Origin of the sequence: Pseudomonas sp. (assembly GCF_030696055.1) — a bacterium.
GTDB lineage: Bacteria > Pseudomonadota > Gammaproteobacteria > Pseudomonadales > Pseudomonadaceae > Aquipseudomonas.
This window is the reverse complement of the sequence record NZ_JAUYNP010000098.1, coordinates 15,449-27,136: the sequence shown is the minus strand read 5'-3', so window position 1 is coordinate 27,136 and position 11,688 is coordinate 15,449. Positions and strand designations below refer to the sequence as shown.

Here is an 11,688-nt window from a genome sequence, read left to right as displayed (position 1 = left end):
AGGTCGAAGATGTAGTACTTGTTGATCTGCGGCGGCACTATCAGCAGCGGTTTGGCGTACTGCTTTTCGCTCATCGGCTTGTACTGGATCAGCTCCAGCAACTCGCTGCGAAACACCACCGCCCCGGGGGTCGCGGCCAGGTTGCGACCGACTTCGAAGGCCTGCTTGCTGACCTGGCTGGGCATGCCGTCGTTATGCAGCAGGTCGTCGACCAAATGGCTCAGGCCTTTGATCAGGCTGCTGCCGCCGGTGTTGAAGACCTCCTTGATCGCCTGCGGATTGAGCAGGGTATTGGAGGGCGCGAAGGCATCGCCGAGCAGGGTCGCGATAAAACGCGCGCGGGTGCGGTCGTCGGCATCCAGGTTGCTTTCGTCGATCCAGCAGTGCAGTTGTTTTTGACAGGCCAGGTAAGCCTGCAGGCCGCGTCGGTAGAGTGGATTGTGCTGCCAGGTGGGATCGGCGAAGCGGGCGTCCTGCGGATTGACCTTGTAGGGCGTATCACCGAGCAAGACCCGACCCAGTTGGCCGCCCAGCGCCAAGGCATGCCGGGCGCTGTGCACCGGCTGTTTGAGCCCTTGCAGGGCCAGGCTGCGCAAGGTGGACAACAGGTCGCGGCCACGCAGCCCGACTACTGCGTTCTGTACATTCATCCCATTGCTAGGGGTTGGCAAAGAGCCTCTAGATGGCTGGTCTCGCATAGGGCAACACTCCGTCGTCAAACCGTGAGACTTCAAGGTTGATGGATAAGCAGCAAGGCTTATACCAACGCGCACGATGGAGGCGTCCAGACTGCCGCGCGCGAACCCTGAGGTAATACAGCGTGCCCGGAAAGGGGTCAAGCCTTGACTGTGTGCACCAGGGCTGTGCCGCTAGCCAGCCTGGTGCGCTATGGGGGAGCGTTGCTCAGTGACTGCGGGCGGGGACGGGGTACGGGTGCATGACGGCGCGCTGCCGCTCTTCTTCGAGAAACTTCATGATGATCGGGGCTACCGCTTCGGCACGAGTCACCAGAAACAGGTGGCCGTCGTCGATTACGTGCAGTTCCGAGTTGGGGATGCGCCACGCCAACAGGCGCATATTGACCAGCGGGATCAGTGGGTCGTCGTCGCCCGCCATCACCAGGGTCGGTTGGCGAATCTTGTGCAGCCAGTGGATGCTGGTCCAACCGAGGCCGGCGAACAGCTGCCAGTAGTAGCCCATCTTGCCGCCCGAACGCACTTTACTCGCGTGGGCCAGGGCCAACTTGGGGTCGCGGCGGAAGGCGCCGCCGTAGATTTCCGGGGCGATTTGCACACCGTAGGACGGCTGTATATAGCGCCGCGGGCTGGCCATGCACCAGAGCACCTTGGGCTTGCCGGGGATCATCACCGCACCGGCCGAGGTGGCGGCAAGAATCAGCTTCTTGCAGCGCTCCGGGTAATTGTGGGCGAATTGTTGCGCCAGGGCGCCGCCCCAGGACACGCCGATGGCATTGACCTGGCCATAGTCGAGGTAATCGAGCATGCGTGCCGCCAGCTTGGCCAGGCCAGGGAAGCGGTAAGGCGTCGAGGGGGTGGAGGAGCCGCCCACACCGGGCACGTCGAAGGCGATAACTTCCAGGTCGGGGTCAAGGGCCTGGACGAACGGCATGACCAGTTCCAGGTTGGCGCCGATGCCATTGAAAATCAGCAGCGGCGTCATCTTGCCGTTGCCAGGGCGAACGGCAGTACGCAGGGTCTGGCCGTCCAGTTCGATGGTGCGAAATACGAAAGGTAGCGACATGCGCAAAAGCCCTATCAATTAAAACGCTGGGACAGACCGTCCAGGTCGCTCCCAGACCGCCAGGGCAAAGCCTGGTTCGCCGCACCCAGCCAATGGGGCTGAGTGGGCGAGCGACACGTCCAGTACCGCGGGCAGTGTTGCGCAGGGCGCAGTCGATCAACGCTCGTGAACGTAGGTGCCCGGAGCAGCTTCGCCGGGTGCATATTTTTTGTTGCCCAATTGGCTCGGGGCCTTCTTCTTCTCGCCGGAGCGTTCGGCCAGCCAGGTCTGCCAGTGCAGCCACCAGGAGTCGGCGTGCTTGGTCGAACTGGCCTGCCAGGCTTTGGGATCCGCCGGCATTTCGCTGTTGGTCATATAGCGCGCCTTGGGGTTGCCCGGCGGGTTGAGAATGCTCTGGATATGCCCACTGTTGGACAGGACGAACTCCACGTTGCCGCCGAACAGCTTGGCCGACTTGTAGCAGGACTCCCAGGGGGTGATGTGGTCGGTGGTGCCGGCGACGCAGAACAGATCGCAGTTGACCTGCTTGAGGTTGATCGGCGTGCCGCAGACTTCCAGGGCCCCGGGACGGATCAGCGGGTTGGACTTGAACATCTCGATAAACTCGCCGTGCAGGGCAGCCGGCAGGCGCGTGGTGTCGTTGTTCCAGTAGAGGATGTCGAACACCGGCGGCTCGTTGCCGAGCAGGTAGTTGTTGACCCAGTAGTTCCAGATCAGGTCGTTGGGGCGCATCCAGGCGAAGACCTTGGCCATGTCGCTGCCTTCGAGGACGCCGGCCTGGTAGGAGCGGCGCTTGGCGGCTTCCAGGCTTTTTTCGTCGGCGAACAGGGCGACATCGGTTTCCAGGCGGTTATCCAGCACGCTGACCAGCAGGGTCAGGGCATGCACCTTGTGCTCGCCCAGGGCGGCATAGTGGCCGAGCAGCGAGGTGGTGGTCAGGCCGCCGGAGCAGGCGCCGAGCATATTCACGTCTTTGCTGCCGGTAATGGAGGTGACCACATCGATGGCTTCTTTCAGCGCTTCGATATAGCTCGACAGGCCCCACTCGCGGTGGGCCTTGGTCGGGTTGCGCCAGCTGACCACGAAGGGCTGCACGCCATTGCGCAGGAGGAAGCGCGCCACGCTCTTTTCCTGCGACAGGTCGAAGATATAGAACTTGTTGATCTGCGGCGGCACCACCAGCAACGGGCGCTCGTGTACTTGCTCGGTGGTCGGCTTGTACTGGATCAGCTCCAGTACTTCGTTGCGGAAGATCACTGCACCATCGGTGGTGGCCAGGTTCTTGCCGACCTCGAAGGCGAACATATTGACCTGGCTCGGCATGCCGCCGTTATTCAGCATGTCCTTGGCCAGGTGCGACAAGCCGTCCAGCAGGCTTTTGCCGCCGGTCTCGAAGAAGCGTTTGACCGCAGCCGGGTTGGCCATGCTGTTGGTCGGGGCCATGGCTTCGGTCATCAGGTTGATGACGAAATGGCCGCGGCTGGCATCCTGTTCCGACAGGTTGCTGTGCTCGATCCAGTCGTGCAGCTCCTTGCGCCAGGCTAGGTAGGTCTGCAGGTAACGACGGTACAGCGGGTTCTGGTGCCAGGCCGGATCGGCGAAACGGCGGTCACCGTCTGCGGGGCTGAGGTCGGATTGGCCAAACATCACGTTCTTCAGTTCCATGCCGAAGTGGGCAACATGTTTGGCGCTGTGGATTGGTTGCTTGATGGCCTGCCGCAGCACCACGCGCGCCGCTGTCAGTAGATCTTTACCGCGGATGCCGATCACCGGATTAAGGCCGAGGGTGTTTTCGGAGGCCTGGGTCTTCAGGTCATCGCTATTTCTATCACTCATCTACAACGCTCCATTGTCCTGAGACGAAATACCGGCGTACGGCTGTGCGCGGCGACACAGGGCTAAGGGCCAGGTATTGCCCGGGTTACCGAGGGCGGATCGCTCCGCGTGTTTTCTTGCAGCTGGCAGGACTAGATGCAAGAAAACTTCCAACTCCTTGGTTACCCGAGTTTGTGAGTTTGTGCAAGCTGGTCGCGATCTGGACCGAATGCGCGGAGAGTATGCCGGGAAGGATTAGAAAATGCGCTCTAACCGGGCGCGCCGCGGCCGCTAGCGGATTGGCCTGAGGGTGACGCGGGCCAGGTTGAGCCGACGCCGAGGCTCTGGCTTGCTGGTTCGGCCGCGCCGCGCGGTGCACCAGCCTAGAGCATCAGCTTGACGATGGTTTCGTCTGGATCGCGGGATTTTCCGGCGCCGGCGAGGGCGGCCAGATAGTCGGCCCAGAGCTGCTCGTGATGAGTCGCCAGTTGGTCGAGGTAGTCCCAGCTGAACAGGCCGCTGTCGTGGCCGTCATCGAAGCACAGTTTCAGTGCGTAGTTGCCGGCCGGCTCGATCTTGTTCAGGCCGACATGCAGCTTGCCGGTTTGCAGAATCGGCTTGCCATGGCCCTGCACCTCGGCCGACGGCGAATGCACGCGGAGAAACTCCGCCGGCAGCCGGTAGTGCTCGTTGGGGCCGTACTGCAGTTCCAGGATTTTCGAGGCTTTGTGCAATTTGATGGCCGTTGGCACTCGCATCTTCGATGCTCCGTTTGCTTCAAGCGGTAAGCGGCAAGTACGAAGCCGGTGTGCTGTTACTTGCCGCCTATGGCTTACAGCTTATCGCTGCTTTAAAGGATATAACGCGACAGGTCTTCGTCCTGGGCCAGCTCGCCGAGGTGGCTGTTGACGTAGGCCGCATCGATCAGGATAGGCGCGCCTTGCTGCTGGCCAGCCAGATCGCCGGCGCTGAAGGAGACTTCCTCGAGCAGGCGTTCGAGCAGGGTGTGCAGGCGCCGCGCGCCGATATTCTCGGTCTTCTCGTTGACCTGCCAGGCGATCTCGGCGATGCGCTTGATGCCGTCGGCGAGGAACTGGATGCCCAGGCCTTCGGTGTTCAGCAGGGCGGCGTATTGCTCGGTCAACGAGGCGTGCGGCTCGGTGAGGATGCGCTCGAAGTCCTCGGGTGACAGGGCCTTGAGTTCCACGCGAATCGGCAGGCGGCCTTGCAGCTCCGGCACCAGGTCGCTGGGCTTGCTCAGGTGGAAGGCGCCGGAGGCGATAAACAGGATATGGTCGGTCTTGACCATGCCCAGCTTGGTGTTGACCGTGCAGCCTTCGATCAACGGCAGCAAATCGCGCTGCACGCCCTCGCGGGACACGTCGATGCCGCCGGTGTTGCCGCGCTTGGCCACCTTGTCGATCTCGTCGATAAAGACGATGCCGTTCTGCTCCACCGCCTCCAGGGCGCGGGCCTTCAACTCCTCGTCATTGACCAGGCGCGCGGCTTCCTCGTCGCTAATCAGCTTGAGCGCTTCCTTGACCTTGAGTTTGCGGTTCTTCTTCTTGCCCTTGCCCATATTGGAGAACAGGCTCTGCAGCTGGTTGGTCATCTCCTCCATGCCCGGCGGGGTCATGATCTCGATACCGGCGGGGCTGTCGGCCACCTCGATCTCGATCTCCTTGTCGTCCAGCTGGCCTTCGCGCAGGCGCTTGCGGAACAGCTGGCGGGTATTGGAGTCGTGGCTCGGTGCCGGGTCTTCGTTGAAGCCGGTGCGTGGCGGCGGCAGCAGGGCGTCGAGGATGCGTTCTTCGGCGGCATCTTCGGCACGGTGGCGGACCTTGACCATTTCCTGCTCGCGCAGCAGCTTGATCGCGGCATCGGCCAGGTCGCGGATGATCGACTCGACATCGCGGCCGACATAGCCGACCTCGGTGAACTTGGTCGCTTCCACCTTGATAAAGGGCGCATTGGCCAGCTTGGCCAGGCGCCGGGCGATCTCGGTCTTGCCGACGCCGGTGGGGCCGATCATCAGGATATTCTTCGGCGTCACTTCGGCACGCAACTCGGCCGGCAGCTGCATGCGCCGCCAACGGTTGCGCAGGGCGATGGCCACGGCGCGCTTGGCGTCGTCCTGGCCGATGATATGGCGGTTGAGTTCGTGGACGATCTCGCGAGGGGTCATGGGCATAAAAGGTGCTCCGGATAGGACCGCTAATCAGGGTGTTTAAAGCGTCGCGAGTGCAGCAGCTTTAAACGGCCTGATCGGAGCAGTCTTCTTCCTCGATGGTTAAATTCTGGTTAGTGAAGACACAGATGGAACCGGCGATGTTCAAGGCGGTTTCGGTGATTTCACGGGCGCTCAAGTCGGTTTTCTGCAGCAGGGCCATGGCCGCGGCCTGGGCGAAGCCGCCGCCGGAGCCCATGGCGATCAGGCCCTGCTCGGGCTCCACCACATCGCCATTGCCGGTGATGATCAGCGAGGCGTCCTTGTTGGCCACCGCCAGCATGGCTTCCAGGCGACTGAGGGAGCGGTCGGTGCGCCACTCCTTGGCCAGTTCGACGGCGGCGCGCACCAGATGGCCCTGGTGCTTCTCCAACTGGCCTTCGAAGCGCTCGAACAGGGTAAAGGCGTCGGCAGTGGCGCCGGCGAAGCCGGCCAGCACCTGGCCGTGGTACAGGCGGCGAACCTTCTTCGCGTTGCCTTTCATCACGGTATTGCCGAGGGACACCTGGCCGTCGCCGCCCATGACGACTTTGCCGTTGCGGCGCACTGAAACGATGGTGGTCAAGGGAGAGTCTCCACGCAGCGGGGCGAAAGTGCCCAATGCAGACTCAAGTGGGGGCTGCGGCGGCCTGCTTCAAGCCCTGCGTGGCACTGTGTCCGACAAATAGTCGTGGCGCTGCGGCGCAGGGCCTGGAATCCCAGGCCTTACTGGCTTTGCCGTTGCTGTAACAACAGATTGCTGAAGCCACTGGCGGCCAGGGATTTCTGCGCCTGGCCGAGTTGTTCGCGGGTGGCGAAGGGGCCGACCAGCACCCGGTGCCAGGTTTCTTCGCGCACGCTGCCGGATTCCACTTGCACGCTCTGGCCAAGCAGGATGATCTGCGCGCGCAGGGCTTCGGCGTCATCTTTGCGGCGGAATGAGCCCGCCTGCAAAAAGAACTGTGAGGTGACGGGGGCCTTGGCGACCAGGGGCGGCGGTGGCGGGACTTGCCCGCTGAGCGCCGCCTCGGCGCGTGCCGCATCGATTTTCGCGGCCTCTTCCGGGGTTACCGGCTTCTGCTCGGGCACCGTAGCGGGCTGTTCGATGGCTTGCGGCGGCAGTATGACTTCCGATTCCGGCAGCAGGGTGTAGAAGTCGTACTTGGGCTTGGCCGGGTCGCTGGCCGGCGTGGCGGCAGCCGCTTTGGCCGACTGAGTGCCGCGCGTCTGCTCGGCCTTGGCGCGTTTGATCTCGTCGCGGCCGGGTTCGAGGCTGAACAGAAACACCATAAAACCGCCGATCACCAGGCCGCAGACCAGCCAGAACCAGCCGGGCACCGGTTTCTTCGCCGGCGCCTGGTAGCGGCTGGCGCCGCGCTTGGGCGCGGGTTTCTTCTTCGCCGCCACTTACATGCGCTCCAGGGTTTCCAGGCCGAGCAACTGCAGGCCTTGCTTGAGCGTGCGGCCGGTCAGGGCGGCCAGGCGCAGGCGGCTCTGCTGGGTGGCCTGGTCCTCGGCGGCGAGGATCGGGCAGTGCTCGTAGAAGCTGGAGAACAGCCCGGCCAGGTCATACAGGTAGGCGCACAGCAGGTGCGGCACGCCTTTCTCGGCTACGCCGTTAAGCACTTCGGCGAACTGCGCCAGCTTGCCGGCCAGCTCGATCTCATGGGTTGCCTGCAGGTCGAGGCTGCCTTCGATCTCGTCGAAGCTCTTGCCCAGCTTGCGGAACACGCTGGCCACCCGGGTGTAGGCGTACAGCAGGTAAGGCGCGGTATTGCCCTCGAAGCTCAGCATCAGCTCGAAGTTGAAGCTGTAGTCGCTGGTGCGATGCTTGGACAGGTCGGCATATTTCACCGCGCCGATTCCGACGGCGTGGGCGATCTGGCGTAGTTCGTCTTCGCCGAGGTCAGGGTTCTTGCCCTTGACCAGGCTGTAGGCGCGCTCTTCGGCTTCATCCAGCAGGTCGATCAGTTTCACCGTGCCGCCATCGCGGGTCTTGAACGGGCGGCCGTCGGCGCCGTTCATGGTGCCGAAGCCCATATGCTCGAGCTGCATGCCGTCATGCACGAAGCCGGCGCGACGTGCCACTTCGAAGGCCATCTGGAAGTGCAGGGCCTGGCGCTGGTCGACGAAATACAGGGCGCGATCGGCCTTGAGCTGCTGGCTGCGGTAACGCATGGCGGCCAGGTCGGTGGTCGAGTAGAGGTAGCCGCCACCGGCCTTCTGCACTATGACCGGCAGCGGGTTGCCTTCGGCGTTCTTGAAGTCGTCCATAAATACGCACTGGGCGCCGTCGCTTTCGCTGAGCAGGCCTTTGCTACGCAGGGCCTCGATAATGCCCGGCAGCTCGGCGTTATAGGCGCTTTCACCCATGACGTCGGCCGGGGTTAGTTTTACCCCCAGGCGGTCATAGGCCTTCTGGCAGTGCGACAGGGAGATGTCGTTGAAGCGGTGCCACAGGCGTATGCACTCGGCCTCGCCGGCTTGCAACTGCACCACCAGCTCGCGGGCGCGCTCGGCGAACTCCGGCGAGTCGTCGAAGCACTTCTTCGCCGCGCGGTAGAATCCTTCCAGGTCGGCTAGCTCGCTCTCGGCGGCAGCCGGGTTGGCTTCCATAAAGGCCAGCAGCATGCCGAACTGGGTGCCCCAGTCGCCGACGTGGTTCTGCCGGATCACGGTATCGCCGAGAAACTCCAGGACCCGCGCCACGGCGTCGCCGATGATGGTGGAGCGCAGGTGGCCGACGTGCATTTCCTTGGCCAGGTTCGGCGAGGACAGGTCGATTACCACGGTCTGCGGATTGCCAGTCTTGCGCACGCCGAGCTTGGCGTCGGCCAGCAGGGCATCCAGGCGGCCGGCCAGGGCCTGGGTGTTCTGGTAGAAGTTGAGGAAGCCCGGGCCGGCGATCTCCACCTTGCTGATGTCGGCATCGGCGGGCAGCGCGGCGATCAGCTTCTCGGCCAGGTCGCGCGGCTTTATGCCCGCCGGCTTGGCCAGCATCATGGCGATATTGCTGGCGAAATCGCCGTGGCTCTTGTCCTTGGTGTTCTCCACCTGAATGGCCGGGCTCAGGCCTTCGGGCAGCACGCCTTCGGCGGTGAGGCGGGTCAGGGCTTGCTGAATCAGGTAGCGAATGCTGTCTTTCATGGTCTGCTCGGTCGGCCGCTTACGGCGGCGGCGCCTAAAGGCGCTGGTTGAAAACTGCGCATTATCGACGCCCTTCGCCCGCCGCTTCAAGTTTTAAGCGGGCAGGCACCGATATGCGGGGCTGAAGATTAAGGCCAGGTGCTTAAAACAGGTCGATGGGGTCGACGTCCAACGACCAGCGCACCGCCCGGCCGCTAGGCATCTGCTCCAGGGCCTGGGTCCAGCTGTTAAGCAGGCGATGCAGCGGCGCGCGGGCATTGGCTTGCACCAGCAACTGCGCGCGGTAGCGGCCGGCGCGGCGTTCCATCGGCGCCGGAACCGGGCCGAGCAGTTCGATGCCGCCGAGCTGCAGCTCATTTAATAGCAGCTCGGCTTCCAGGCAGGCGTCGTCGAGAAAACCTTCGGCCTGTCCCGGTTTGTGCGCTTCGGCGCGCAGCAGGGCGAGGTGGCAGAACGGCGGCAGGCCGGCGCCGCGGCGCTCGCTCAGGGCCTGCTCGGCGAAGGCGAAGTAGCCCTGCTCGGTCAGTTGCACCAATAAAGGATGGTCGGCCAGGTGGCTCTGGATAATCACCTTGCCCGGCTCTTCGGCACGCCCGGCGCGGCCGGCGACCTGGACGATCAGCTGGGCCATGCGCTCGCTGGCGCGGAAATCGGCGGAAAACAGGCCGCCATCGGCATCCAGAATCGCCACCAGGGTCACCCGCGGGAAATGGTGACCCTTGGCCAGCATCTGGGTGCCGACCAGGATGCACGGCTCGCCGCGCTGCACCATATTGAACAGGCTGGTCATGGCGTCCTTGCGCGAGGTGCTGTCGCGGTCCACCCGCAGCACCGGCACCTGGGGGAAGAGAATTCCTAGGCGCTCCTCGGCGCGTTCGGTGCCGGCCCCCACCGGGCGCAGGTCGACGTTCAGGCATTTCGGGCAGTTGCTCGGCTGGCGCTCGACATGGCCGCAGTGGTGGCAACGCAGCTCGTGGGAGCGCTGGTGCACAGTCATGCGTGCGTCGCAGCGCGGGCATTCCGACAGCCAGCCGCAATCGTGGCAGAGCAGGGTCGGGGCGAAGCCGCGGCGGTTGAGGAATACCAGCACCTGCTGGCCGGCGTCCAATGTCTGGGCGATGGCCTGCTGCATGGGCCCGGAGATGCCGGAATCCAGCGGCCGGCTTTTCACATCCAGGCGCAGGAAGCGCGGCTGCTGGGCGCCGCCGGCGCGCTCGCGCAGGTGCAGCAGGGCATAGCGACCGCTGTGGGCGTTGTGCAGGCTTTCCAGCGACGGAGTGGCCGAGCCCAGCAGGATCGGGATATTTTCCTGGCGCGCGCGCACCACCGCCAGGTCGCGGGCGTGGTAGCGCAGGCCTTCCTGCTGTTTATAGGAGGCGTCGTGTTCTTCATCGATGATGATCAGCCCCGGGCGCTGCATCGGGGTGAACAGCGCCGAACGGGTGCCGATAATGATGTCGGCCTCGCCGTCGCGGGCCGCCAGCCAGGCATCCAGGCGCTCACGGTCGTTGACCGCCGAGTGCAGCAGGGCGATACGTGCGTTGAAGCGCTGCTCGAAACGCGCCAGGGTCTGCGGGCCCAGGTTGATTTCGGGGATCAGCACCAGGGCCTGCTTGCCGGCCTCCAGGGTTTCGCGGATCAGCTGCAGGTAGACCTCGGTCTTGCCGCTGCCGGTCACTCCGGCCAGGAGGAAGGCGTTGAAGCTGCCTGCGCCTGCGCGGATCGCCTCGGCGGCGGTGCGTTGCTCGGCATTCAGCGGCAATTCCGGCTGGGCCAGCCAGTTGAGGTGGCGCTCGCTCGGTGCATGGCGGCGGACTTCGACCCTGGCCAGGCCTTTTTCCAGCAGCAGGTCAAGGCTGTCCTTGTTCAGCTGCAGCTTGCTCAGCAGCTGATGGGCGACGCCATGGGGGTGTTGGGCGAGGGTCTGCAGGGCATCGCGCTGGCGTGGCGCGCGGCTCAGGCGCGGGTCGTCCAGCTGCGCGCCGGGGGCGATGGACCAGAAGCGTTCCTGGCGTACCTCGGCCGGCTCGCCTTGGCGCAACAGCACCGGCAAGGCCCAGCTAAGGGTGTCGCCCAGGCTGTGCTGGTAGTATTGCGCGGTCCACAGGCACAGCTTGAACAGCGCCGGCGGCAGCGGCGATTGGGCGTCCAGTAGCTGCAAGGCGGGCTTGAGCTTGTCCGCCGGCACCTCGCTGTGCTCCGTCACCTCGATCAGAATGCCGATCAGCTCGCGCCGGCCAAAGGGCACGCGCAGGCGCGCACCGGGCTGCAGGGCGCTGCGCGGCACACCGGGCGGGGCACGGTAGTCGAACAGGCGGCGCAGCGGCGAGGGCAGGGCGAGGCGCAGAATGGCGTCGGGCACGCGGTGGGGGCTCCTGGGCGCGAGTGGCGAAGCGAGGCGCGATCTTAACACGGGCCGGACGACGGCCGGCGTGCACGGCGGCTTGCGTCGCTGCGGTGCTCTGGTATCATCGCCGGCCTAATTCCGTGCGGTACCCGACAATAGTGTCTGGTGGCGGCACGATAGCCCTGAGGAATCACCATGAAAGCCGATATCCATCCGAACTATGTAGCCATCACCGCCACTTGCAGCTGTGGCAACGTGATCGAAACTCGCTCCACCCTGGGCAAAGCTCTGAGCCTGGACGTGTGCAACGAGTGCCACCCGTTCTACACCGGCAAGCAAAAAATGCTGGATACCGGCGGCCGTGTTGATCGCTTCAAGCAGCGTTTCGGCATGTTCGGCGCCAAGCAGTAAG

Annotated in this window: 9 protein-coding genes and 1 pseudogene; 1 reads left to right on the top strand and 9 read right to left on the bottom strand. The window is 64.2% G+C overall.

The features are described from left to right. The 9 genes and pseudogenes from Q8Q83_RS05980 to Q8Q83_RS05940 form a co-directional block, all read right to left on the bottom strand. Nucleotides 1–698: pseudogene (locus tag Q8Q83_RS05980) on the bottom strand (class II poly(R)-hydroxyalkanoic acid synthase); the annotation flags it as partial. Nucleotides 699–903: 205 nt separating this feature from the next. After that, nucleotides 904–1,761, bottom strand: coding sequence for a poly(3-hydroxyalkanoate) depolymerase (phaZ, locus tag Q8Q83_RS05975; RefSeq protein WP_305622003.1), 858 nt, complete (start codon nt 1,759–1,761; stop codon nt 904–906). A 156-nt stretch (nt 1,762–1,917) separates the two neighbouring features. Further along, nucleotides 1,918–3,597 carry a class II poly(R)-hydroxyalkanoic acid synthase gene (gene phaC, locus Q8Q83_RS05970; RefSeq protein WP_305622001.1) on the bottom strand — a complete coding sequence of 560 codons (1,680 nt, stop codon included), beginning with the start codon at nt 3,595–3,597 and terminating at the stop codon, nt 1,918–1,920. Nucleotides 3,598–3,959: 362 nt separating this feature from the next. Beyond that, on the bottom strand, nt 3,960–4,334 hold the full coding sequence (locus Q8Q83_RS05965) for a DUF971 domain-containing protein (RefSeq protein WP_305621999.1): 375 nt from the start codon (nt 4,332–4,334) through the stop codon (nt 3,960–3,962). A 92-nt stretch (nt 4,335–4,426) separates the two neighbouring features. Beyond that, nucleotides 4,427–5,767: an ATP-dependent protease ATPase subunit HslU gene (hslU, locus tag Q8Q83_RS05960; RefSeq protein WP_305621997.1), complete on the bottom strand. Its 1,341-nt coding sequence runs from the start codon at nt 5,765–5,767 to the stop codon at nt 4,427–4,429. A 61-nt stretch (nt 5,768–5,828) separates the two neighbouring features. Continuing rightward, a complete protein-coding gene (gene hslV / locus Q8Q83_RS05955) occupies nt 5,829–6,368 on the bottom strand; it encodes an ATP-dependent protease subunit HslV (protein WP_305621995.1) in 540 nt (179 codons plus the stop codon). 140 nt (nt 6,369–6,508) lie between these two features. Further along, nucleotides 6,509–7,189 carry an SPOR domain-containing protein gene (locus Q8Q83_RS05950; protein ID WP_305621993.1) on the bottom strand — a complete coding sequence of 227 codons (681 nt, stop codon included), beginning with the start codon at nt 7,187–7,189 and terminating at the stop codon, nt 6,509–6,511. After that, nucleotides 7,190–8,929, bottom strand: a complete 1,740-nt coding sequence (gene argS, locus Q8Q83_RS05945) for an arginine--tRNA ligase (protein ID WP_305621991.1) — start codon at nt 8,927–8,929, stop codon at nt 7,190–7,192. It abuts the gene before it with no gap. 142 nt (nt 8,930–9,071) lie between these two features. Next, nucleotides 9,072–11,291, bottom strand: coding sequence for a primosomal protein N' (locus Q8Q83_RS05940; protein ID WP_305621989.1), 2,220 nt, complete (start codon nt 11,289–11,291; stop codon nt 9,072–9,074). A 180-nt stretch (nt 11,292–11,471) separates the two neighbouring features. Between Q8Q83_RS05940 and rpmE the strand changes: the two genes are divergently transcribed. Further along, nucleotides 11,472–11,687: a 50S ribosomal protein L31 gene (gene rpmE / locus Q8Q83_RS05935; RefSeq protein ID WP_296216777.1), complete on the top strand. Its 216-nt coding sequence runs from the start codon at nt 11,472–11,474 to the stop codon at nt 11,685–11,687. Nucleotide 11,688 lies beyond the last annotated feature (1 nt).